The 23,556-nt window shown below is 67.8% G+C and carries 19 protein-coding genes and 1 pseudogene; 8 read left to right on the top strand and 12 right to left on the bottom strand.

Translation table 11 applies throughout. The annotated features are described in order from the left end of the window. Nucleotides 1-447: 447 nt before the first annotated feature. A pseudogene (locus ACFYX4_RS35825) lies at nucleotides 448-1,470 on the bottom strand (DUF3533 domain-containing protein); the annotation flags it as partial. A 419-nt stretch (nucleotides 1,471-1,889) separates the two neighbouring features. Between ACFYX4_RS35825 and ACFYX4_RS35820 the strand changes: the two are divergent. Beyond that, nucleotides 1,890-2,549 carry a TetR/AcrR family transcriptional regulator gene (locus ACFYX4_RS35820; protein WP_389342722.1) on the top strand — a complete coding sequence of 220 codons (660 nt, stop codon included), beginning with the start codon at nucleotides 1,890-1,892 and terminating at the stop codon, nucleotides 2,547-2,549. Nucleotides 2,550-2,754: 205 nt separating this feature from the next. On the opposite strand, the gene ACFYX4_RS35815 is transcribed toward ACFYX4_RS35820, so the two are convergent. The 5 genes from ACFYX4_RS35815 to ACFYX4_RS35795 all read right to left on the bottom strand — a co-directional run bounded on the left by ACFYX4_RS35815 (nucleotide 2,755) and on the right by ACFYX4_RS35795 (nucleotide 8,306). Continuing rightward, nucleotides 2,755-3,558, bottom strand: coding sequence for an amidohydrolase family protein (locus ACFYX4_RS35815; RefSeq protein ID WP_389342909.1), 804 nt, complete (start codon nucleotides 3,556-3,558; stop codon nucleotides 2,755-2,757). Nucleotides 3,559-3,575: 17 nt separating this feature from the next. Then, the gene (locus tag ACFYX4_RS35810; RefSeq protein WP_389342719.1) at nucleotides 3,576-4,754 is read right to left on the bottom strand and encodes an alpha/beta hydrolase; all 1,179 of its coding nucleotides are present in this window, start codon (nucleotides 4,752-4,754) and stop codon (nucleotides 3,576-3,578) included. Nucleotides 4,755-5,016: 262 nt separating this feature from the next. Then, nucleotides 5,017-5,316 (bottom strand): hypothetical protein, encoded by a 300-nt coding sequence (locus tag ACFYX4_RS35805; protein ID WP_389342716.1) that lies wholly within the window; start codon nucleotides 5,314-5,316, stop codon nucleotides 5,017-5,019. A gap of 382 nt (nucleotides 5,317-5,698) precedes the next feature. Next, nucleotides 5,699-7,291, bottom strand: a complete 1,593-nt coding sequence (locus ACFYX4_RS35800) for an FAD-dependent monooxygenase (RefSeq protein ID WP_389342713.1) — start codon at nucleotides 7,289-7,291, stop codon at nucleotides 5,699-5,701. Between the two features lie 235 nt (nucleotides 7,292-7,526). Beyond that, a complete protein-coding gene (locus ACFYX4_RS35795) occupies nucleotides 7,527-8,306 on the bottom strand; it encodes a TetR/AcrR family transcriptional regulator (RefSeq protein WP_389342709.1) in 780 nt (259 codons plus the stop codon). Nucleotides 8,307-8,649: 343 nt separating this feature from the next. Between ACFYX4_RS35795 and ACFYX4_RS35790 the strand changes: the two genes are divergently transcribed. Together ACFYX4_RS35790 and ACFYX4_RS35785 are read left to right on the top strand one after the other, a co-directional pair. Then, nucleotides 8,650-9,483, top strand: coding sequence for an MFS transporter (locus tag ACFYX4_RS35790; protein WP_389342706.1), 834 nt, complete (start codon nucleotides 8,650-8,652; stop codon nucleotides 9,481-9,483). Nucleotides 9,484-9,506: 23 nt separating this feature from the next. Further along, nucleotides 9,507-11,906, top strand: coding sequence for a SpoIIE family protein phosphatase (locus tag ACFYX4_RS35785; protein WP_389342703.1), 2,400 nt, complete (start codon nucleotides 9,507-9,509; stop codon nucleotides 11,904-11,906). 808 nt (nucleotides 11,907-12,714) lie between these two features. Here the strand turns inward: ACFYX4_RS35785 and ACFYX4_RS35780 are convergent. From ACFYX4_RS35780 to ACFYX4_RS35755, 6 genes are all read right to left on the bottom strand, one after another. Next, entirely contained in the window at nucleotides 12,715-13,509 is a 795-nt protein-coding gene (locus tag ACFYX4_RS35780; protein WP_389342700.1) for a hypothetical protein, read from the bottom strand. A 539-nt stretch (nucleotides 13,510-14,048) separates the two neighbouring features. Beyond that, nucleotides 14,049-14,390, bottom strand: a complete 342-nt coding sequence (locus ACFYX4_RS35775; protein ID WP_389342696.1) for a DoxX family protein — start codon at nucleotides 14,388-14,390, stop codon at nucleotides 14,049-14,051. A 447-nt stretch (nucleotides 14,391-14,837) separates the two neighbouring features. Next, the gene (locus tag ACFYX4_RS35770; protein WP_389342693.1) at nucleotides 14,838-15,743 is read right to left on the bottom strand and encodes a LysR substrate-binding domain-containing protein; all 906 of its coding nucleotides are present in this window, start codon (nucleotides 15,741-15,743) and stop codon (nucleotides 14,838-14,840) included. A 43-nt stretch (nucleotides 15,744-15,786) separates the two neighbouring features. After that, nucleotides 15,787-17,073 carry an MFS transporter gene (locus tag ACFYX4_RS35765; protein ID WP_389342689.1) on the bottom strand — a complete coding sequence of 429 codons (1,287 nt, stop codon included), beginning with the start codon at nucleotides 17,071-17,073 and terminating at the stop codon, nucleotides 15,787-15,789. Between the two features lie 129 nt (nucleotides 17,074-17,202). Then, nucleotides 17,203-18,138, bottom strand: coding sequence for a dihydrodipicolinate synthase family protein (locus ACFYX4_RS35760; RefSeq protein WP_389342686.1), 936 nt, complete (start codon nucleotides 18,136-18,138; stop codon nucleotides 17,203-17,205). A gap of 32 nt (nucleotides 18,139-18,170) precedes the next feature. Then, the gene (locus ACFYX4_RS35755) at nucleotides 18,171-18,956 is read right to left on the bottom strand and encodes an SDR family oxidoreductase (protein ID WP_389342683.1); all 786 of its coding nucleotides are present in this window, start codon (nucleotides 18,954-18,956) and stop codon (nucleotides 18,171-18,173) included. A 251-nt stretch (nucleotides 18,957-19,207) separates the two neighbouring features. On the opposite strand from ACFYX4_RS35755, the gene ACFYX4_RS35750 reads away from it, so the two are divergent. The 5 genes from ACFYX4_RS35750 to ACFYX4_RS35730 all read left to right on the top strand — a co-directional run. Beyond that, nucleotides 19,208-20,311 (top strand): zinc-binding dehydrogenase, encoded by a 1,104-nt coding sequence (locus tag ACFYX4_RS35750; RefSeq protein WP_389342681.1) that lies wholly within the window; start codon nucleotides 19,208-19,210, stop codon nucleotides 20,309-20,311. Then, nucleotides 20,301-21,479, top strand: a complete 1,179-nt coding sequence (locus ACFYX4_RS35745; protein WP_389342678.1) for a DUF3500 domain-containing protein — start codon at nucleotides 20,301-20,303, stop codon at nucleotides 21,477-21,479. The genes ACFYX4_RS35750 and ACFYX4_RS35745 overlap by 11 nt, the downstream gene beginning before the upstream one ends. 64 nt (nucleotides 21,480-21,543) lie before the next feature. Beyond that, the gene (locus tag ACFYX4_RS35740; protein WP_389342675.1) at nucleotides 21,544-22,221 is read left to right on the top strand and encodes a response regulator; all 678 of its coding nucleotides are present in this window, start codon (nucleotides 21,544-21,546) and stop codon (nucleotides 22,219-22,221) included. After that, on the top strand, nucleotides 22,148-22,579 hold the full coding sequence (locus tag ACFYX4_RS35735; protein ID WP_389342672.1) for a hypothetical protein: 432 nt from the start codon (nucleotides 22,148-22,150) through the stop codon (nucleotides 22,577-22,579). The genes ACFYX4_RS35740 and ACFYX4_RS35735 overlap by 74 nt, the downstream gene beginning before the upstream one ends. 11 nt (nucleotides 22,580-22,590) lie before the next feature. Continuing rightward, nucleotides 22,591-23,556 (top strand): alpha/beta hydrolase (locus ACFYX4_RS35730; protein ID WP_389342669.1); only part of this gene is annotated, 966 nt, incomplete at its 3' end.

Here is a 23,556-nt window from a genome sequence, read left to right as displayed (position 1 = left end):
ACGCCCGTGCCGAGGCACGGCGATGCGCTGGGGCCGGTACGGCGGCCTGAGTGTCGGCGCCTTCGCGGTTTCGGGCGCGAGCGCGACGAGCGAGGCCAGGATCAGCAGGGCGACGACGAAGACCGCGTAGGGCAGCCGCAACGGGTGCGGAGCGTATTCGGCGAGCAGCCCCGCGAACAGGGGCCCCACACCTATGCCCCCCAGATTGGCCGCCGTCGCGACGATCCGCGCGCCGCGCGCAGATCCCGTCTCTCCGGCGGGCGCCCTGAGGTGCAACTCGCCGAGGTAGGCGTGGCCGTTGCGGTGGTCAGGCCGATGGAGGCACCACACGCGACCCCGGCCATCAGCTCGCGGAACACCGAGCGCGGACGGCCCACTGACGGACCGCACGGTCAGGCGGCCCCAGGCGGAGGTTTGTGACGGAGTCCGCCGGTGAGGTTCCGGCGGTCAAGCCTGTACGGCGGCAGGTGTTTGGCGCCTGACCAGGCCCTTGCGATCGTATGAACGGGTGCCGAGGAAGCCGACCAGGACGCCGAGAACGATCGCTGCGACCGAGGCGATCACAGCGCGGCCCAGGCCCGTGTCCCACGTGGCTCCGAAGTACAGAACCGAGCGGGTGCCCAGGTAGATCTGGTGCATCGGTTCGAATGAGGCGAGGAACCGAAGGAAGGAAGGCGTGGCCTCGAGTGGCGTCGTGCCTCCCGAGCTGGGAACAGACAGCACGATGAACAGGAAGAGGTTGACCACCATGCCCGGGCCGCCGAGCAGGGCGAGGATCGACTGCACGACCACGGCGACGGCGGTGATCGCGAGCACGCTGAGCATCCATAGCGTCCAAGGGTGCTCCAGGGGCATCCCGGCCCAAGCGGCTACACCCAAATACACCGTGCTGACGACGACGGCAAGGCCGGACATCAGGGCCCACTTCATCGTCAGGGTGGCCAGGCGACCGTGTCCCGAGTTGTCCTCCAGCCGGTAGACCGGCCCCATCTCTGTCGGGATGAAGCCGAGGTAGGCGTCGACGAAGTTGCTGGCGATCAGGGAACCGGTGAAGCCGGCCAACACCAGGAGGAGGGCGTAGTACATCGCCGACATGCCGTTGCCCGTGCCGTCCGGAACGCTCTGGAAGGGCGTGACTTGGACATTCATGGGTTCGGAAAGGACGAGGCGCGCGGTCCCCGACAGGCTTCGATCGTGGGACCCGTCGGCGCCCCGGGGGGACGCTACGGCCGTGGTGAGCTGCTCGCCCACCGTCCGGTTGGCCTGTGACAGTGCCTGGTCGGCGAACGAGGTCACGATGGATGCGCTCGAGGCGCTTGCAAGCTGGTTCGTGTAGACGGTGATCTCGGGCCGTTCCACAGGGCTGGCCGACACCGCGTCGGTGGAGAGCGTCGCCAGCTTCTGGCTGAGGTCGCTGGGCAGGACGACAGCTCCGTAGACCTTTGCCTCACCCATTTCGCCCTTCGCCTCGGCGAGGCTGACCGTCGCGCGTCAACCGACAGCAGCTGACGAGCCAGTGCGGGAAGGCGTGGCAGCTGCGGGCTACGCCCATGGTGATGGCCGGGCGATTCCGTCCAATGGAACCCCAGGCCGCCGCCGTCCACGTCGAGGAGCGCCTCGTGCAGAGTGCGCGGCCGACAAGAGATGGCCTGTAGGCCGGAAACGGGATGCAGCCCCTCGGTCTGGCCCTTGCGTGGGCGCATCCCGCCGTGCCGCTGTCGAAAACGGATACGATAAGGCCGAAACTCCTGTTCTCGATACGTGTCCTCAGCAGATCTGGCCGAGAGGATGACCGCTCCATGGCTTTGGAGGTCCAGCTGGTTCCGGGGAGTCCTGCCTGGTGGGCGAGCCGGACACCCGCCCCCGCGTACCGGCGTGGGCGCCCCCCGATGGATGCCGGGCGGATCGTTGACACAGCCCTGAAGCTCATCGACGAAGTCGGCATCCAGGCGCTGACCCTGCGTATGCTCGCCGACACCCTGAACTCGGGCACGGCGACGCTCTACCGGCACTTCAACGGCAAGGACGAGCTTCTCGCTCTCGTCGGCGACAGGATTCTGGGCGAAGTACGCGTGCCGCCCGAGGAACTGGAGGGCCTGTCCTGGCGGGATGCCGTGACCGTCGCTGCGGAGGCCTTCTACGGCACCCTGTGCCGGCACCCCAACGCGTTGTCCTTGCTGGCGGCCCAAGTTCCCGTCGGCCCCAACGCTCTTCGAGGCAGGGAACGGCTCATCACCCTGTTCCTGAGCCACGGGTTCCCGGTCGGCCTGGCAGCCCGCGCCTTCACGGCAATCGGCCATTACGTGATCGGCTTTGCCATCCAGCAGCACGGCCCCGGGGCACCGCGCCCCGAGGATCAAGGCCAGCTGCGGGACTACTACAACTCCCTTGACCCGACCGCCTATCCGGCCACGATGGCCGCGGCCGACGAGTTGACCTCAGTACCGTTGCACGAGGAGTTCCGGTTCGGCCTGGACCTGCTCCTCAGCGGGCTGGAACAGTCAGGGCTCAGCTCCTCGCATGAGCGTGAAGGCGCCAGGGGGCACTGAGCACATTGCTCGAGCGCGGGGTTCGATGTCGACGGCGTCAGCGATTCCACGGCCTGAGGCGAGGCGAGCGGCTCCTTGCATCGTGGAGACGCCGGCTCTTGAGCCTGGGAGTGCCTGAGAATGCGGCACGACTGTAATCCCGGAGAGACGTCCTCCCGTCCGGGATTACAGTCGTTGGCGACGCCGCGGTCGACAGTTTTGCTGCTCAGCGCCAGCCGATCCAGTCGGCCACGGCGCGGCCCATGACGAACTCCAGGTCGCGGCCTCGCAGCCAGGGGAGTTCCTCGGTGAACATCGTCACCGCCTCGCGCCATGTGCACTGCAGCCGCGTAATGTCGGTGCCCCAGAACATTCGCTCGGCGCCGTACGCGTCGAAGACCTGGCGCAGCACGGCGTGTGTGCTGGCGAACGGGTATGAGTCTGTCGCCATGCTCGGTACGCCCGTCGCCTTGACCGCGATGTTGGGGTGGCGCGCGAGGGCGAGGAGAGCGTCGAGGTGCCCGGCCGCGTCGGGCAGCTTCTCGAAGGGGTTGACCGCGAGGTGGTCGATCAGCAGTCGCATATCCGGATATCGGGCGGCGACGTCGCCGACGGCGCGCAAGTAAGGGGGCAGCACCATGAGGCCCACGGGGATCCTCCGCCGGTCGGCGGCCGCCCACAGCCAGTCGAGCCCGCCCGACGCGATGCGGTCGGCCATCTCCGGTGCAGCCAGCATGAAACGCAGGCCCAGCATGCCGGGTTTGTCCAGCCATGAATCGACGAGGGATTCGTCCGCGGCGGCGTCGAGGGGGAACCAGCCGAGGGTCGCGAACCTATCGGGATGCTGCTTGGCCACCTCCACCGCGTAGTCGTTCGCGTCGGCATCCCAGATTGCCGGACAGTTGACCGCGCGGTCCACGCCGGCCTCGTCCATGTCACTCAGCGCGGTATCGACGGTGTACGGTGCGCGCCAGTGGTGCGGTGGCGCGCTCTCGCCTGCCCAGAGGTGGATCTGTGCGTCGATGATCATCACGAGGGTGGTTCCTCTCAGCTTGCGATCTTGGGGCTCGGCAGGCCGCGCAGGCGCGCCGCCATCCAGTCGGCGATGAGTGCGTCACGGTCGTGTTTGTGGTTGTAGACGCAGTGATTGCCGTCGGAGAAGACGAGCATCTGTTTGTCGTCGGTCGGGGCACCCTGCAGAAGGATCTCCGCGAGGTCCATTGAGATCATGGGGTCTTCGCCACCCTGCACGACCAGAAGCGGGTAGCCGGAGTTCGGTCCGTCGGCGAGCGGGGTGACGGTCTTCCAGACGTCTACCGCCGCGTCAGCGTCAGTGGTGCCGCAGGCGGCCACCATCTTCGAGAAGAAGGTCCCCATGGTCGGCGGCACGAGCCATGGTGCGTGGATACCGCCGTTGTCGACACACGCCTTGATCCGGGTGTCCTGCACCGCGACGGCCATGGCGACGCTGCCGCCCATGCTGTTGCCGATGAAGCCGATCGGGCGGCCCGGCGAACGCTGGTCGAGGAAGTCGACGGCTCGCCCGTACGCGTCGCGCCAGCCAGCGGTGAGGTAGTGCCCGTGTGTGAACCTTGTTTCACCCTGCCCCGGGCCGTCGAGCAGGAGTGCGTCGATGCCCCGTGCCGCGAGCGCCTCGCCGAGGCTGTCGAAATCCATGCCCCAGCCCTCGACGCCGCCAATGATGATGGCCGAACCGGTTGCGGTGCCGCCTGCGGGGACGACCCACCCCGCCAAGGGGCCACGCCCGGTTTCGATCGTGACGCGCTCGCGGTCACCACTCGGCTCGGCGGCTTGCGCGTAGAGCTCGGCAGCCCGCGAGAAGATCGCCCGCCGCTGCGCGGTGTCGGACAGCATCATCATCTGGCTCATGCGCAGCAGGGCGGACGTACGGCGCAAGTAGCCGATCCGGGTGGGCCTGCCGGCGTCCCCCGGGGCGGCCTCGACACGGCGCAGGCAAACCTCCGCCAGCTCCGTGGCAGCCGAGCGCCAGTCCTGCCCCTCGATCACGCGGGCACGCAATTCGATGGCATCGGCGTAGTCGACGCCGTAGCCAGTCATGCGTTCCAACGGGAACTGGCGCAGCGCGGCCTGTGATTCGGCCGAGAGTCCCGACGTGGCCTCTTCTGTCTCCGCGCGGCTGCCGACGAAGTCCAAGGTCACGACCGGGACCAAGAGGCCCTCGGCGACCTCCTGCTTTGCTGACATTCCTGAAGCTCCTCCTGTTCGGCCTGGCGCGAGGCGATGCGCCAGGGCGGCTGTCCGGCGAGCTGCGGCCGTAGGGCATGCGGTTCCTCGTCGGCGCGCAGCTTGATCATGAGCTGGAACCTGTAGCCGCCGGGAAGAGGGCACGGCGCCAGGGAGCGGCCCGTCCCGGACCAGCAGCCGATGATTTCGAATACAATGTATCCGTAACGCGGTTCTCACACAACGGACGCCGAAAATTGTCACGAGGGGCTTCTGGGAGAGGTCAGGCATGGAGACCCGGATGCGCGGCCTGGTGTGGGTTGGGGGAGTTCCTTGATGAAGCCGCGGTCGGGGACGGCGCCGATGCCGGATCCACGATCTGCAGTCGGGTCGAGCGCGGTGCCGCAGAGGGGATGGGGGCGGTCGAGCCGGCGGCGGAGCCGATGTCGATCCAGGTGAGCGGTGCGCTGCGGTCGGTGCGGGCGGTGAGCATGTCGACCATGGCGCGGGCGGTGGGCTCGCCCCACCCGTATTCGATGACGACGTCGACGCGGCGGGCCCAGTCGCGTCCGGCCGCGATCAACGTGCGCGGCGCCGAAACCGCTTCGCCACGTGGATCTCCATCCGGCGTTGCCGGTCGCGCCCAGGATGGTAATCACTGTCCTCGATGAGGACCTTCGTCGCGAAAGGGACAAGGATAATCCCCAGCAGTCAGACGTAGTTCAACCACAACAATCGAGGGATGAACCCTCCGATGCGGCCATACAGCCACTTGTGCGCCACCCAGAAGAGACGCCGATCGTTGTCGGCCTTGGCGCGGCCGTCGGTGTGGACTCCTTCGGGCTGCACTTCGAGGCAAAGACCATTGGCTGAGCGGACCTGACTCGACGGCTCGTCTGCTCGGAACGACTCTTTGCCGAGGGGGTGGCCCAGGAGCTCACCGGCGGGTACGGGCAGCGGGGGCCTCACATAATCTGTGGGTTCCGATGCCGACCTGTCCCAGTCCCGGCGTCCAGAGTGAATGCCTTGGCCGAGTCGGCGAAGGAGGCCACCCAGTCGGTCGTGATGACACTGCCGATGTATCCGTCGGGCCGGATCAGGATCAACGCGTCGCCGTCGACGCCGTAGATGTCGGTCAGTTGGCCGGTGGCGTCGGTGAGGTAGCCGCTGTCGATTCCGCGCCCGGCGCGAACTGCGTAACGGCGCAGCTCGGCACCTTCGGTCGGCCACGTCAGATTGGGCAATGCCGCGGTGGCCTTGGGGCCGAAGGCCAGCAGGGTGAAGTGCGGTCCCTGGAAGACGTCGAAAAGGCGGCTGGTGCCGGGTGCGGTGCACGGTGCGTCAGGTGCTCGGTCGCCCACGTGAAGGGTCTTGGTGGCCGGAGCGTCAGCGGGCGCGAGCGGGCCGCCGTGATAGGTGAGTCCGAGCTGGCGTTCTTCGTCTCCGCGCTTGAGGCCCGCGACACGGTGCTTGCTGAGGCTCTGGTAGAGCTCGCTGGACTTGCCGAGGACGCCTGCGGCGATGGGCAGCCGTTCGGCCTCGTAGCTGTCGAGCAGGCTGTCCGGTGCGCCGGCGATGACCTGGCCGAGCTTCCATCCAAGGTTGTATGCGTCCTGCACACCGGTGTTGAGGCCCTGCGCGCCGGCAGGGGTGTGCACATGGGCGGCGTCGCCTGCCAGGAAGACCCGCCCCTGGCGGTAGTGCTCGACGAGTCGGACGTTGGGCCGGAACACCGAGACCCAGGTGATGTCGCGGAGCTTGAGGCCGGTGAGCGTGTGGAACTGCTCGGCCAGGGCGGCATGGTCGAGATTCGGGGTGTCACCCGACTTCAACCGGATCATCACCTGGAACTGTTCGGAGTGCGGCAGCGGGCATGCTCCCGCGGACGCACGGGGCCACATGTGCCACCTGTCACGGGACAGACCGTCGATCGAGCAGTCGATGATGAGGGTCTTGTCGGAGTCGTCGGTCTCCCCGACAAAACCAAGACCGGTGGCCTCGCGGACGGCGCTCGCGCCGCCGTCGGCGCCGACGAGGTACTTGCTGCGCACTCGCTCACCGGTGGAGAGTGTGACGGTGACGCCGTCCGCGTCCTGTTCGAAGCCTTCCAGGGCGACCCCGTACTCGACGGTCAGCCCGAGGCGTTGGAGCAGGCGGTGCAGGATGGCATCGGTCCGGTGCTGCGGCAGCAGGAGGATGTTCGGGTAGGGGACGTCCGAGGTCGGCTTGTTGCGCTGCTGCATCTTCCAGGGCACGGTGACTGGCCCGAGGTGTAGTCCCGCGAGCGGGTAGGGGCCGCCCTCCGCGTGCGCCTCATCCAGTACGCCGAAGTCTTCGAGGACTTCCTGGGTGCGAGGCTGGATCCCCTTGGCGCGGGAGCCCTCGAAGGCGTGCGGTGCCTTGTTGACGACACGCACGCGAAGTCCACGCCGAAGCAGATCGGCCGCCACGGTGGAACCGGTCGGGCCGGCTCCGGCGACCAGGACGTCGATGTCGTGGGCTTCTGTCATGGTGATCGACCTCAATCGATTCTCTGGGGCAGGGCGGCGATCGCTCACGCTGCCTTGGGGGTCTGCGAACTGGACCATGCGTCCGCACTGGGCGGCGGATGGCACTCGACTGAATGGAGTAGTTCCGGTCGGCGGGGGCCTGGCCGGGGCATCTCACCTCCCAGGTATTGGCTACGTTGTAGCCGATACCTTTCGGATACAACGTAGCCGTTTACGGGGGCGAGGGCAAGCGGAGAGGGGCGGTGAGTCCTGCATGCGGTTGATCGTCCGAGGGCGCCGCCTGTCAGGCGGCCGGATCGCTCTCGATGGGGTGTCGCGGGATTCGCCCGGGTTGGCGCCTGCCGGGACGTTCGCGCGAGGCTTGCTCCAGGCCGTCGAGGAGCAGGTCCAGGCCGAATCGGAATTCCTCGTGGGGTGACACGGAAGTCAGCTCGTCGGCGGCCGCAGTTGTCGCCGGATAGGCGGCCGGGTCTAGTGAGTGGTAGTAGTTCCGGAGTTGCCGCTGATCCTCGGGGCTTGAAGTTCTCGGGCTGTGCTGCTGGATCGCGAAGCCGATCACGTAATGACCGATGGCTGTGAACGCGCGAGCGGCCAGGGGGACCGAGAATCCGTGCCCGAGGAGCAGCCCGCCGAGCCATTCTCTGGCGCGGAGGCCGTTGGGGCCGACGGGGAGTTGAGCGGCGAGAAGGGGTATTGCGTGTGGGTGTCGACGAAGGGTGTCATGGAGGGCGTTCGCGGCGACGGCGACGGCTTCTCGCCAGGGGAGGCCCTCCAGTTCCTCAGGCGTGACGCGGACTTCGCTCAAGATCCTCTCCGCTACGAGGGTGAGGAGTTCGTCCTTGCTGTCGAAGCGGCGGTAGAGCGTTGCCGTGCCGGAACCGAGAGTCTCGGCGAGGGTGCGGAGTGTCAGCGCCTGGATCCCGACGTCGTCGATGAGCTCCAGGGCCGTGTCGACGATGGTGTCGACGTCTGTCTGTGGGCGCCCGCTCTGATGCGTAAGGGTGAGCGCCCGGCTCGACCACCAGGCAGGACTGCCTGGAACGGGCTGAACCTCCGAAGCCATGCGGCGGTCTCCTTTCGGCGGCCGGCCTCTCAGTGATACGTTCAGACAGGCGCGTTTCGGAGTCATTGTATCCGTTAAGGGTCCCGATGTAACCGTCCCGGAGGGTTCGGAGGCGTTGTACCCCGTTCATGTCCCTTGGCTGAGCTTGCTGCCGTGGGCAGCACTTCGTTGTGTTCTCGCGATTACCAATAGCAGCCTAGTCCCGCAGCGTGTTCCCGGACGTCACGACCGGGTTGGTGAACGTTTCAGGCCAGATTGCGCCAAGCCATCGTGGGGCGCTGCCGAATTCGTGACCGTGATATCACCTTCCGTGCAGTCATCCCTCAATGGTGAGGAGTATGCAATGACGCCGTTCCGACCGTTGCGCGGCAAAAGATTGAGGGCCTTCGTCCCCGCTTATTGCTGCCTGATCATATTCTTCGACGGATACGATATATCGGTTCTCGGCGCCACTATCCCGGAGTTGTTGAAGTATCGGCCTTGGGGTCTCGACGCGGCACAGGTCGGGGTGATCGCGAGCCTCGGCCTCGTCGGCCTGTTGCTCGGTGCGCTGCTGTGCGGTTTCGCGACGGATTTGTTGGGCCGCAAGCGCATGTTGATGCTGTGCACGAGCTGGTTCTCTGCGTGCATGGTTGCTTGTGCCGCTGCGCCGACGAGTGAGTTGTTCGGATTGTTCCGCTTCCTCGGCGGCATCGGGCTTGGCGGCGTGATACCCGTCTGCATCGCGCTCGCCGTCGAGTTCGCCCCGGAGCCGCGCCGTTACCTGTTCACCGCGATCGGGAACGCCGGCTTCGCGGTTGGGGCGATCGCGTCGGCGTTGTTGAGCATCGCCATCACGCCGGAGTTCGGGTTCCGGCCCATGTATGCGATCGCTGGTTTGCCGCTGCTGCTGGGCAGAGCGGTCTCACCCTTTGCAATGCCGGACCTTTACATGGCGCCCGGCCGTCGACGGATCGCGTGCCGCTGCTATCCCGCCGCGGAATCTCTGCACTCGGCCTTGGCCAGCATCGCATCACCGCCGCTGACGAAGCAGGGAAGACACAGCCGGCGCCGGCGCCGCCTGGTGGGCAGCCCACCGATGAGACCGCTGACCTCGCCTGTCGGCGCAGACTGGTCGGGATGGTGCTCGCCTTGCTATGAACGGCCTCGCGGACGATCGTGGAAGGTGCCTGCATGAGGTAGAAGGGCAGGTACGCCACGATGCACCGCTTCGACGAGCCGCCTGACCGGCGCGCTCGTCAGCCAGACGAGCCACACCCCGAACTCTCCGTCGTCGTCGCCGTGACAGACGGGAACAATCGTGTGGCGTACTGGAGTCCTAGAGGTCAGGAACTCCTGGGATACCCGCCCGATGACATAGTCGGCAGACCGCTGTCCGACCTTCTCACTCCGGACCGATCGAGGTTTCGAGGTCACGACGGTCATGTGGTGGGCCAGAGCGCCGTCCTGCACCCGATAGTCGGTACAGGACAGGAAGAGGCCTTCCTCGTGACAGCCGTGCCCTCGGAATCGGAGACGCCCTCGGACGACGTGGTCATGCGGTGGATGTTCGAACAGCAGCCCCTCGCTCTCGGGTTCTACGACCGCGAGGGGCGCGCGCTACGGGGTAACGCCGCTATACGGCGGGCCTCCGGTTTCCCGGACGGGGCAGTCCGAGGTCTGCGCCTCACCGAGTTCCTCCAGGGGGCCGTTTTTGAGGAACTCGAGCGACGGATCCTGCGGGTGGGCGAGACGGGCGAGACGGAGTACACCGAGGTCTTCGGTTTGCTTCCCAGCGAGCCCAAGCCACATGCCTGGGCGGTGGACGTTTTCCCGCTCAAGGACGCCAACGGGCAGGTGCGTGCGGTGGGGCTGTCTGCGACCGACTACTCCGAGCAGTACAACAGCCGTCGGCGCCTTGCCCTGCTGAGCGAGGCCCGCACTCGCATAGGTGCCAGCCTGGACGTGTACGGAACCGCTCAGGAACTCGTCGATGTCGCGGTATCTCGCTTCGCAGACTTCGTCAGCGTTGATCTTGTGGATGGTGTCTTCCGCGGTGAATTGCCGCCTTCCGGTCCCCCTGCCGCACCAGCCGTGCTGCGTCGGGCCGCCCAAGGGGGCTCGCGCCGGCTGCCCGCCGAGGCCGTACTCGATGTCGGCGAGATCCACACGCATCCGCAGTCGTCTCCTCTCGCCAGATGCCTGGGCACTGGCCGAGCGGAGCTCTACGACATCGAGGACCCCGCGATCATCCGTTGGCTGGGAGAGGATCCGGCCCATGCGGCCCACGTGCACTGCTTCGGGGCACACTCCGTTGTCGCCGTTCCCGTTCGGGCCCACGACGTAATGCTGGGCGCTGTGCTCTTCCTCCGGTACGCGACCTTCAACGAACCCTTCGAACCCCACGACCTCACCGTCACTGAGGACCTGGTCGCCAGGGTCGCTGTCTGCCTGGACAACGCCCGCCGTTTTACCCGCGAGCGCGGCATCGCGATGGCGCTCCAGCGTTCGCTGCTACCGAGGGGACCGACGATCCATCCTGCCGTCGAGACGGCCTCCCGATATTGCCCCGCAGGCGGTAGTGCCGGGGCAGGCGGCGACTGGTTCGACGTGATTCCGCTGCCCGGCGCTCGGGTCGGTCTTGTCGTCGGCGACGTCGTAGGTCACGGCATCGGTGCCTCGGCCACCATGGGCCGGCTCCGCACGGCGGTTCGCACCCTGGCCGACATCGACTTACCGCCGGACGAACTCCTCACTCACCTCGATGACATCGTCACGCACGCCGGCCCGACGTATGACGCCGAGGATGCCGACAGCACTGACGCCATACCGGGCGAAATCGGCGCCACGTGTCTCTACGCCGTCTACGACCCTGTCTCCGGCACCTGCTCCCTGGCCCGAGCCGGGCACCCGGCACCGATTTTGATCTATCCGGACGGCACGACCCGCGTCGTCGATCTGCCCGCCGGCCCTCCACTGGGACTGGGGAGCCTGCCCTTCGAAGCCGCAGAACTGGACATGCCCGAAGAGGGCCTGCTCGCGCTGTTCACCGACGGCTTGATCGAGGGCCGTGACCACGATATTGACGAAGGGATTCGCTCGCTGTGTCAGGCGCTCGCCCGACCGGCACCGTCTCTTGAAGCGGTCTGCGACAGCGTCCTGGACGAGATGCACCCGGATGCCGATGCCGATGCCGATGCCGATGACGTGGCCCTGCTCGTAGTCCGTGCACGGGGCCTTGGCGAGGAGAATATGGCCTCCTGGGACCTGCCGAGAGACCCTGCCATCGTGGCCGAGGCCCGCCGCCGTGCCTGCGATCGACTGACCGCGTGGGGGTTGGACGAGGCCGCGTTTGTCACCGAACTGATCGTGAGCGAGCTGGTGACCAATGCCATCCGCTACGCCACGGGCCCGATCCGGCTGCGGCTGCTCAGGAATCAGACATTGACGTGTGAAGTGTCCGACAGCAGTAGTACCAGCCCTCACTTGCGTCGAGCCCGGGTCAGCGACGAGGGCGGTCGTGGTCTGCTGCTCGTCGCTCAGCTGACGGAACGCTGGGGTACCCGGTACACGCCTGTCGGCAAGACCATCTGGGCGGAACAGAATCTCCAGCAGTTTTGAGCTGCCATCCGGTGACTCGCAGGGATTCGGAGGTGTCCCCGTCGGATCGGCGCTCAAGAGCGGCCCATCGATGCGATTGCTATGGGCGGCGGCTACTGATCTGGCCGATGACGTGATGCAGGACTGGCGTGTTTCACGGGCTGTTGGGGGCCTCGTCGGCTGTTTCCATCCTTCCGGCCCCGGCCCTGACCGGCCAGGCCAGGCCGAGCAGCGGCACGGCGGCCTATGTGCCGGGCCGCCCGTTGTGGTCAGCCGCGATGGCCGCCGTGCGATCGCTTTGGTGGGCGAGATCGGGGGGAGGGTTTGCTCGGTGCTCGGTGCTCGGTGCTCGGTGCTCGGTTGCCGTGTCCGCTGACGCCTACGGCTGCCGCGGGCCTTCCGGGGTCGCGCCCGCTCGGGCAGTGCCGGAAGGGAGGGGTGCGGCGGCGCTCCGTGCGACCGGGATGAAGTTGTTGCTCGGGTCGGGTGCGGAGATGGCCGTGTGGCTCGCTTGGATCGTGCACTTGAGATCGTCCTGGTCGGTGACATCCCCGATGGGGACCGTGATGTGGACGAAGGGCGGCGTTTCCGTTTCGGTGAGTGGATCCAGGCGGCAGTGGCCTCGTGGATCACATGCGCGAGGTTCCTTCCAACGGATCCGGTTTGGCGGCCGGCGATGGCTCCAGAGGCGAGCGTCCCGGTCGCGTTCCGCCAGAGGTGGGCCCGCGCCGGAACGCCGGCGCCATGGTCTCCGGCGTGAGCTGCGTGCCGTTGCCTCACCGCGGAATTCAGGCCTACAGCTGATGTGACCCGTATGGTCGGCGGCTCGTCAGCGGAAGGCGAAGTGCTCCGCGTGGAGATGCCGGCGGGGGACGCCCTGGCGATGGAGGGCGCGAGTGAGGTTTTCGATCATGGAGGCGGGGCCGCAGAGGAAGACGTGGGTGTCGGGAGTGATCGGTCCGGCCTCGGCCTGGATTCTTTCGGCGGTCAGACGGCCGTGGCTGCGGCTGAACGTCGGGTGGAGCCGGAGCTCGGGGCGGTGTGCTGCCGCAGCGGTGAGTTCAGGGAGGAACAGCGCGTCTTCGGCGGTGGGGGCGCAGTAGAAGAGGTCGGTGCGGGGCGGCGCTGCACCGGGGTGGGTGAGCCAGCCGAGGAAGGGCGCGATACCGATGCCCCCCGCGATCCATATCTGCCGGGGTCCGCCGAGGGTGTGGTCGAACATGCCGTAAGGACCCTTGAGGGTTGCGGCGTGTCCTTCACTTATGTCCGCGTAGAGGCGGCGTGTACCGCGGCCAAGGGCACGGATGGTGAGGCGCACTGAGCCGTCGGCCTGCGTTCCTGCGACGCTGAAGGGGTGTTCGTGCCAGCCGCCGGCCCGCAGGTAGACGAACTGACCTCCTGTCACGGGAAGCGCCGTCTCGCCGGTTGGCGTGAGGGTCAGGTCGAGGATGTCGGGCGTCGGCCGCTCGACCCGGTGGACGGTGTAGTCCGCCCGGGGTTCCCTGTGCCGTAGCACCAGTTCGTCGTAGGCGTAGGCGGTCATGCCGATGGTGGCCATGGTGACGTAGATCGCCAGGAGGGGCGTGGACCCGTCGATGATGAGATCGAGGAACCAGCCGTGCAACAGCGCCGACAGGAGCAGCAGACCGGTGAGGCGATGCAGGAACAGCCAGCGCTCGTAGGGCAGTCGGAGGATGCGGCCGACCCGGCCGAGTGAGATGAGGACGAGCAGCAGCAGACCGATGGCGGGACGAAATAGACAGCGCTGAGGCCCTCGGGCCTGAGCCAGTCCCAGGTCAGATAGAGCATGACCGCTCCGGTCGTGACCGACAGGGGGCCGACGTTGCGCTTCTTCAGGCGCGAGTCCAAGGGGGCGCGCGCGATCCGGATAGCGTAGATCGCTATCACGATCAGGACAGGCATCGTCTACCCCTCGGGGGTCGGAACTGTCGACGGGGCGCTGGTGTAGTCAGGCGGACCGTGCGGTCGCGGCTTCAGCGCCCTTGAGCCCAGGCTGGATCTGCCCTTCGGGAGCGTGGCGGTCCGAGGTCATCCCGGTCGGCCGGCTCTTCGAGGTGAAATCACAGCTTGGGCAGCATTGCTTACAGGGCGAAACCGCGGCAGCTGCCCATCTGTGGCGGCGTGGCCTCGATCCGCAGCGCTTCAGGCGAACAAGGCCGCGAGGTATGAGGCGACAAGCACCGCGCACACTATGGCGGGCACGAGTTTGGCAACCGGGTCGCCGTTGCGCCGGTGTACGACCACAGCTCCGGCGAGCAGCAGGAGAAGCCCGGTCCCCGCGAGGCCGCCGAGCGGCGGCATGGCGAGGCCGAGCGCCACACCGGCGACTCCTGCCAGTTGCAGCACGCCGATGCGGCGGTAGGCGGCGACGGAGAAGCCGGTCTCGGCGGCTAGCTCGCGCGCCTTCGGCAATGCGAGTGCATTGAGCACTCCGCTCGCCCCGAAGATCAGGGCGATGGCGCAGGCGAGGGTGATGGTGATCATGCTGTATCTCCAGGGTGTCGGCGTCGTGGCGGCATGGGCGTCACCGGTGACGGCCTGCGGCGGGCGGGTCGTCGCGAGACCGTTATGGGATGTGTCGGGCGCGGTCGAGTTGCCGGCCGGGTGCATCGCTCGGCGCCCAGACGGGCGATTTGGTCGATCGATGCAGCGGCTCAGCCTAGCGCAATAACGGAAACAGCGTAACCATTATGATGGCCGGCTCCGGAGTGAGTTCGCGATGTCGTGGGCGTAACGACGTTCACGCAGCCGGTGCCCGTCACCAGGTTGCAGATGGTCCTCAGGGCAGGCCCTTGCCCAGCGAGCTGCCAAGGAAGTCATGGACGTCGCCCGCACGGGTGCACCGGCCGGCTGCCGTTGACATCCCGCATTCGTGAACTCCCCGACGGCGACAGAGAGACCGCGAAGCAGCGTGTTGATTCTTCACGGCCCTCAGAAGCGAAGTGCTCCTTCGGGCAGATCCCGCTCCGCGGTCAGCGGCAACTCCAAAGTGGTGAGCATGTCCCGGTACCGCTCGGCCAGTTGGGAGGGGAGCTTCCTGCTGAACACCACCAGTTCCCGAAAATAGCCGGGCCCGATCCGCCGGGCGTGCCTCGACCAGCGCAGCGGCACCGCGTTCTCCGGTGTCACCGTCACGCCGATCCCCTCGACCGCGAACAGGAGCGCTGCGGAGACCTGGCCCGTGCGTGCGACGGCGCGCGGTGTGAACCCGAGGTGCCCTGCCAGGCGGTCCACCACTTCGCTCATGCCCTGTTCCTGCTCGTAGAGCACCCAGTCGGCAGCGGCCAGTTCGGCCGGATCGGCCGCTGCCTCCGCCGGGTATTCGGCCGAGCCGGTCACCACCATCTCCTCGTATCCCAGGGAGATGACGGGTCCCTCCCACGGGTCGGGCCGTGGACCGACCGCGATGTCGCCCTGGCCACTGCGCATGGCCTCTTCGAGGTCCCTGCGGTGGGAGTAGTCGTGCAGTCTCAGCACGGTGGAGGGGTACGTCGAGTGCCAGCGTGCCGCGGACGGCGGCAGGATCCCCGAGGCGACGGACCGTACGGTCAGGACATGGACGTCGCCCTGACGGCCCTCCACCACCTCGCGCACCGAGTCCTGCGCGTCCTGAACCGCACGGACGACGTCCTGCGCACGGGGTAGAAAGACACGGCCCGCGGGAGTCAGCGTCACCCCTTGCCGGCCGCGCTCCAGCAGGACCGCGCCCAGCTCCTTCTCCAGGGCCCCGATCTGCTGGGAGAGCGAAGGCTGCGTGACATAGAGCCGCGCAGCCGCTCCGCTGAAGGAGCCCGCCTCCCAGACCGCGAGGAAGTACTCCAGCTGACGTAGCTGCATGCGATCAAGCTACGCGACCGGGCGCCGCCCGTGCCCCATGCCGTCAGCGCACGCCTCGCACGCGCAGGACGCTGAGCCCGCCGAGCAGGGCGAAGAGCGTGCCGGCCGGGAAGATCAGGGCGTACGAGTCGGTGCCGACCACGAGGGCGCCGGCCAGCGCGGGTGCGAGGATCTGCGGGGCGATCGCGGCGACGTTGAGGACGCCGATGTCCTGGGCGTAGGAGTCGGAGCGCGGCAGTACCTGGGTGAGCAGGGCGTTGTCGACGGATTCGAAGCAGCCGAAGGCCAGTGCGATGACGACGATCATGGTCAGGTATCCGGTCACGGTCGGCCAGATGAGAGGGATCAGCAGGCCGACGGCCATCGTCGCCGATGCCGCGCAGACGAAGATCTTTCGACGGCCGACCCGGTCCGAGACGATGCCCGCCGGCACCGTCGATACGCAGATGCACAGGGCGGCGATCCCGGCGGCGATCGGCACCATGTCGACGGCGTCGTCCCCCAGCCCGATGTACTCGTCGAGCAGATAGAGACCGTAGCCGTTGATCATGAAGAAGCCGGTGTAGGTGAGGGCCCGGCTGCCGAGAACCCACCAGAAGTCCGGATGGCTTCTCGGGGACACGAGAAAGGTCCGCCACCAGCGAGTCCCGGTCGCGATTTGTGCCGTGCGGACCGCGGATCTGTTGTCGGGGTCGGGTGCGAGGAACAGGCGCGAGCCGGCCAGGGCCAGTGGGATGCAGCCGACGACGAGGTAGGCGATGTGCAGGTCGCCGGAGGTCACCGACCCCAGCACGGTCCCGGCGACCGACCCGAGCAGGATGCCCAGACCGAGGGCGGCGCTGTAGCGTCCCCGCCGTTCGACCGGGACGCGGTCGGGTATGACGGCGGCGAGCGGCCCCTGGGCCGCGCTGAGGACGAACTCCGAGGCTACGTAGAGCACGGCGAGGACCACCAGCGACTGGGTCCAGCCCATGGCCCACAGTACGGGCGCTGCCAGCAGACTGCCGCCCAGTACGTACGGTGTGCGGCTGCCCGAGCGCGTGCGCGTCCGGTCGGACAGGAACCCGGCCAACGGCTGAGCGATGAGGGACGTCACGGCGCCGGCGAGGGTGAACAGGCTGAGCACGCCGGCCTTGTCGTCCCCCGCGAGGTGTTCGATCTGAAGGGCGAGCAGGAGGCCGGGCACCGCACCGTAGACGGTGGCGATGCCGAACTGGGATCCGGCGATCGAGAGCATCAGGCGGCCGGATGCGGTGGCTGCGCTCTCGGCCGGGGGAGGAAGTGTGGCGGTGGACGTTCTCTGCGGCTCCGACGGCTCTGTCGCAGGCATGGGGTCTCCGTAAGTTGTTCCGGTAGAACTGCGCCCCGCTCCTCCTGCAGAGTCCCGGTCTGCTGGTGGGGCGGGGCTGAGCGCTCCGCTGGATGTGCCGTGATGGGCGGTCCTTCGACTGCCGTGCCGTCATGCCGTGAGTGTGACCCTGCTGTCCTTACGGGTGAGCCGGGACAGCAAGTAGTCGACCTCGGTGCGGGCGCGCGCCGAGAGCACGGGCCCGGGCTTGCGCTGGGTGTCGGAGGCCAGGATTCCGCGGCGCTTCATGACGTACTTGCGCACGGCCAGGCCGATGCCCGGCTGCTGTTCGTAGCGCAGCAGGGGCAGGTGGGCGTCGAAGATGTCATGGGCGGCATCACGGTCGCCGGCGGCGGTGTGGCGCACCACGTCGACGAGGAGCTCGGGAACGCAATAGCCCGTCATCGCTCCGTCGGCTCCGCGTTCGGTCTCGAAGTCCAGGAAGAGGCCGCCATTTCCGCACAGGATCGACAGGCGGGGCATCGCGCCCTCGGCTTCGAGTCGCCGGAGTGCGCTGATCTTCTCCAGGCCCGGCCAGTCCTCGTGCTTGAGCATCACGCACCCCGGCGCGGCGTTCGCGATGCGGGCGATGACGGCAGGGGACATGACGACGGAGAACGACAGCGGATAGTCCTGGATCACGAACGGCACGTCCGCGCCGATGGCGCCCGCCGCTCCCTCGTAGTAGCTCACGATCTGGTCGTCGGTACGCAGCGTGTTCGGTGGGGCGATCATGACGCCGCCGGCGCCGGCTGACATGACGTCGGCCGTGAGAGCCCGCATGGCGGCGTAGCCGGGTGCGGAGACACCCACGACGATCGGCAGATCGGTGCGCTTGAGGACGTGCTGGACGATGCGCACGCTTTCCTCGTGGGAGAGCTTGGGTGCTTCGCCCATCTGGCCCAGGAGGGTCAGTCCGGTGACGCCGGCGTCTCCGTAGAAGTCGATGAGTCGGCTGAGTGAGTCGAAATCGATTGCGCCTTGTTCGTCGAAGGGTGTTGGTGCGATGGCGAAAACACCATTGGTGTTGCGGTCCAGGGGTGCCATTGTTGTGCCTCCTCAGAAGTCCGATGTCTTTTTCAGAGGCTGGCGATGAGTCCGCCGTCGACGCGAATGACCGAGCCTGTGATGTAAGAGGCCTGGACGCTGGCGAGGAAGGCGACGGCGGCGGCGTATTCCCGAGGTTCGCCGTAGCGGCCCACAGGGATCGACGCGACGCTCTCGGCGGACGTCTCCGCGACGGACTTGCCCTCCCGATCGGCCTTGGCCTGGTCGAGGAACTTGATCCGCTGGGTGCCGATCCGTCCCGGGACGACCACGTTGCTGGTGACGCCCTCGGCCGCGACTTCCCGGGCCAGCGTCTTGGACCAGCCGAGCAGGCTGCTCCGCAAAGCGTTCGACAGCCCCAGGTTGGGGATGGGGGCGATCACCCCCGAGCTGGCGCTGGTGATGACCCTGCCCCAGCCGCGGCTCCGCATCAGTGGCACGACCCTGTCCGTGATCGCGATGACGGACAGCACCATGGACTGGAAGTGCTTCAGCCAGAGGTCGGGGTCCTGTCCCGCAACCGGCGAGGGCGGCGGCCCTCCCGTGTTGTTGACCAGGATGTCCACCGGACCGAGCGCCCCTTCGACTGCCGCGATGTGCTGGTCGATCGCGCCCAGGTCCGCGAGGTCCCATTCCAGGGGTACGGCTTTCCCGCCCGCGTCGGCCACCGCCTCGGCGGTGCGCTCGGCGGCCTGTGGGCTGATGTCCGCGACGGCGACAGCGGCGCCTTCCGCGGCGAGAGCCTGGGCGATCGCGCCGCCGAGACCCCCACCTCCGCCCAGTACGAGCGCGGTCTTGCCCGAAATTCCCAGATCCACAGCTTCGCTCCTTGGGCGCGTGGCCCCGTTCCCCGGCCGTACGGCCGACGGCTACGTCCGTCGTTTCCACATGACACTGCCACGAGGTCGTGATGGGTCTCCAATAGGAATCTCTCGCGTCATGCATAAGGGATGCCTATGCGCCGCGAATAGGGAATAGGTATTTCCGGCGTGCAAGATGAGGTGGGGAACAGGGCCGTTTCGGCCCGTCGATTCCCGACGCATGTTCATGGCCGTAACTGGAGGCCCCTATGTCCTTGCCGGAAACCATGCAGGCCGCGGTGCTGGGCGAGCCCGGCACCCTCGCCGTCACGACGCTGCCCGTGCCGCAGGTGGGACCGGAAGACGTTCTGGTGCACGTCCGCAGGGCGTCCCTGTGCGGAACGGACCTGAAGATCCGCAGTCGGCACTTCTTCAGGGACGGCGGCCCGGCCGCGGGCGAGTTCGTACCCGGCCACGAGTACGCCGGTGTCGTCGCTGCGGTGGGCAGCGCCGTGGACGAGCTCCGGGTCGGCGACCGGGTGGTGACGGAAGCCCACCGCGGCTGCATGCGCTGCGCCAACTGCCTGGCCGGGGCCTACACGGACTGCCTCAATTACGGCCTGCGGCACACCGGGCACCGCGTGCAGGGGATGACCGTCAACGGGGGTTTCGCGGAGTACGCGCTCAACCACGTGGCGACCCTCCACCGGTTGCCGGACACCGTGGACTTCGACGCCGCGGTCGTCCTCACCACCGTGGGCACCGTGATGCACGCCTTCGACGTGCTCGACACCTTGCTCGTCGGTGCGACGGTCGCCGTGATCGGCCCCGGACCGATAGGTCTGCTCGCGGTGCAGGTCGCACGTGAACTCGGCGCCAGGACTGTCACGTTGGCGGGGACGCGGGAAGCCAGGCTGGCCATCGGCAAGTCCTTCGGCGCGGATCTGGTCGTCAACTCCCGGGAGGAAGACGCGGTTGAGGCGGTCCGGGAGGCGACCGACGGAGTCGGCGCCGACATCGTCCTGGAGTGCTCAGGCGCGCCGAGCGCGGTGGACGACGCCCTGCGCATGGCCAAGCGGTCCGGGAAGGTCGTCCTCGTCGGCTTCTTCGAAGAGCCCGTACGGGCCGACCTCAACCACGCCGTGATGAACGGCATCTCGATCCACACGGTCCGCGGCGAGGGCACCGGTTCGGTGTCCCGCGCCGTGGGCCTGGCCGCCCGGGGCCGGCTGCGCACCGCGGAACTGGTCACCCACCATTTCGGCCTGCCCGACGTCGCCGAGGCGTTCGACACCTACGCCGAGCGCCGGGGCAACGCCATCAAGGTCATGCTCGACATCTCCGAGGACCCGGAGTCCACCGGTGACCGGTGACCGAGAGGGCACCGTGCCCGACGCCCTGGCAGCCGGGCGGGAGAAGGCAGCGGCCGCGATGACCGATGCTGCCACCGCCTGGCTGGACAGCCTGAGCGAGGACCAACTCCCGCTCGCCGCCTACGACTCCCCGCTCCACCCGGATGCGGAGGCCGAGCGGCTGCGCTGGTTCTACACCCCCACCGAACACGGCGGGCTCGCTATCCGAGACCAGAACGCCCGCCAACAGAGCCTGGCCATGCGGCTGGTGGCCACAGGACTGTCCATCCCGGGCTACGCCACGGTCACCACCGTGATGGGACTGGAGAACGTCCTGGACCAGCTGGAAGGGTGGCGGGTCCACTGGGGCCGGCAGCGCGGACGGGACCCCGGCCTGTATTGGCTGAGGATCTTCGGCCGCCCCGGCGACCGGGTCTGGGCATGGCGGTTCGGCGGCCATCACATCTCCCTGAACAACCTCGTCGTCGCCGGCCGGCTCGTCTCCACGACCCCCTGCTTCATCGGTGCCGACCCGGCCACGACCGAGCTGATCGGAGGCACCCTGCGGCCCTTGCAGGGCCCTGAGGAGACGGCCCGTCAACTGGTCCGCAGTCTGGACCCGGGCCAGCTCCGGAGCGCCCTGCTCCACCCGTCCGCGGTCTCGGACATCGTCTCCGGCAACCGCCCACGCGTCGAACACGGCGACACGATGATGCACATGCAGGACCTGTGGCGCGGACAGTTCGCCGACCCCGAGCTGGACCGGCTCGTCGACGACATCGACCGCCGGGCGGAAGCGGGCAGCGGATACACCGAGAACGATCACGCGCGCGTGGCCATCACGATTCCCCCCAACGGCATCAGCGGTCGCGACCTGAACAACGAGCAGCGACACCTGTTGCGCCGGCTCGTCACCCTCTACACCGGACGGGCACCCGAGTTCCTGGCGGACGCCTACGACACCCACTACGCCTCCGACACCGTCCTCGACGCCGTGCATTTCGGCTGGGCGGGCAGCACAGACGCCGGGGAACCGCACTACTACCGGGTGCAGGACCCTCGCGTCCTCATCGAGTACGACAACACACAGCGGTACGCCAACCACGCCCACTCGGTGTGGCGTGACCTGACCTCCGACTTCGGACTGGACGTACTCGCCGAACACCGCGCTCACATCGCACACGAGTAGGCGTACTCGGGAAGCGCCGTACACACCCGTACCGCCGGTCCGCCCCCACGAAAGAACCAGCACCATGACCACCCTGCTGAACGTCGACGACGAGTCCTCGCAACGCCTCGCCGTGCGCATGATCCTCGAACGACAACCTGGACTGACCGTCGTCGGCGAGACCGGCAACGGCTCCGAGGCGGTCCGTATGGCCTCCGCACTCCAGCCCGACATCGTTCTGATGGACGTGCACATGCCTGGCATGGACGGCACGGAGGCCACACGGCGCATTGTTGATTCCGGCAGTCGTTCACGGGTCTTGGTCCTGACCACGTTCGATCTCGAGGAACGCGTCTACAAGGCGCTGCGCGCCGGAGCCAGTGGCTTCCTCCTCAAAGACGCCGGCCCCGAGGAACTGATCGCCGCAGTCCACGCGGTGGCCAGAGGTGACGCCGTCATCGCGCCGAGTCTGACCCGCAAACTCCTCGACACCTTCGCTCACCGCCTGCACAGCCCCGTCCCGGACCAGGACCACGACGACAGCGGCCGGCTCCATCACCTCACCGGACGCGAGCGTGAGGTTCTCACCCGCGTCGCATCGGGTCGGAGCAACGGAGAGATCGCCGAGGACCTGCATCTGGCCGAAACCACGATCAAGTCACACGTCAGCAGCATCCTCGCCAAGAGCGGTGCCCGGACCCGCGTCCAGGCGGTGGCTTTCGCCTACGAAGCAGGGCTCGTCAGACCGGACCTGCGCATGTGACAACCTTCGCGCCTCGGTAGAGCGCAGCAAAGTCCTACTCAGCAACGGACTGGCCCTGACCGGCGTGAACAGGGACATGGCCTCGCGGGCGCGGCGCGACATCCAGGCCGCGGCCGACACCGGCCGGTTCAACCTTCGTGACTGCGAGCCGGCCCTCGCCCTTGTCGCGGGCGCGGCGCTCTGCCTCGGCCAACTCCCGCACGACAACCCCGAACGCGACGACGCCGAAGCGGCCGACCAGGTCACCGAGGATCTGCTGCGGATGTTCGGCCTTCCCAGCGACGAGGCCCACGAGATCTGCCGACCACCACTGCCCGACCTGGAAACCGCGGCCGACCGTCAAGGCGCCACCGCTTGAACCCGAGAATCGTGACCACCCGAACGAAAGGTGCGCAGTACATGACACCCCGACGAGTCCTCGCCGGACTGGGCGCCGCAGCAACCCTCGGCGTTGCCGCGGCGATCAGCACACGTCGCCGCGCTCTGGCGGCAGTCCCCCGCGAGCTGCGGCACCCCGTGCTCTTCCTCCCGCTGAACTTCGGCAACCCGGTCACTCTGGCCATCGCCCGCCGCGTCGTGCCCTTGGCGGGAGCCGCCTCCAGGCCGGGCGTCCGCGTCGAGCGGCGCACGCTGCCGGCCACGACCGACGACCTCCCCGTCGAGGTGCTCACCTACCAGGCATCAGGCCGAGCGCCGCGCGCAGCGCTGCTCTGGATCCACGGCGGAGGAACCGTCATGGGTGCCGCTCGGCAGGAGAATACCTGGTGCAGCCGCGTTGCCGACGAACTCGGCGCTCTGGTCGTCAGCGTCGACTACCGCCTCGCACCCGAAAATCCGTACCCCGCAGCTCTGGACGATTGCTTCGGTGCGCTCCGCTGGCTCCACGCCAACGCCGCCGACCTCGGCGTCGATCCCGCCCGCATCGCCGTCGGCGGCGAAAGCGCCGGAGGCGGACTCGCCGCCGCCGTAGTCCAGCGCGCCCACGATTCAGGAGTGCCGGTCCGGTTCCAACTCCTCATCTACCCCATGCTCGACGACCGCACGGCTCTACGCGTCGACCCTCCCCACAGCGCCATCTATACGTGGACCCCGGAGTCCAACCGCTTCGCCTGGACCTCCTACCTCGGCCGCCCGCCACAGGACCTCGACGATCGCCCCTATATTGCGGCGGCAAGGCGCAGGAACCTCGACGGGCTGCCGCCCGCGTGGATCGGTGTGGGCGACATAGACCTGTTCCACGACTTTACCGACCGCCCCACGAGTCCCCGCGTCACTCGTTCGGACCCTCTCCTCCACTGTCCCGTTCGTATTAACCAACCTCCCCAGTTGTCTTCA

The organism is Streptomyces sp. NPDC002328 (assembly GCF_042890065.1).
Taxonomy (GTDB): Bacteria; Actinomycetota; Actinomycetes; order Streptomycetales; family Streptomycetaceae; genus Streptomyces.
Note: the sequence above shows the minus strand (reverse complement) of the source record. Positions and strands in the feature narration are given on the sequence as shown.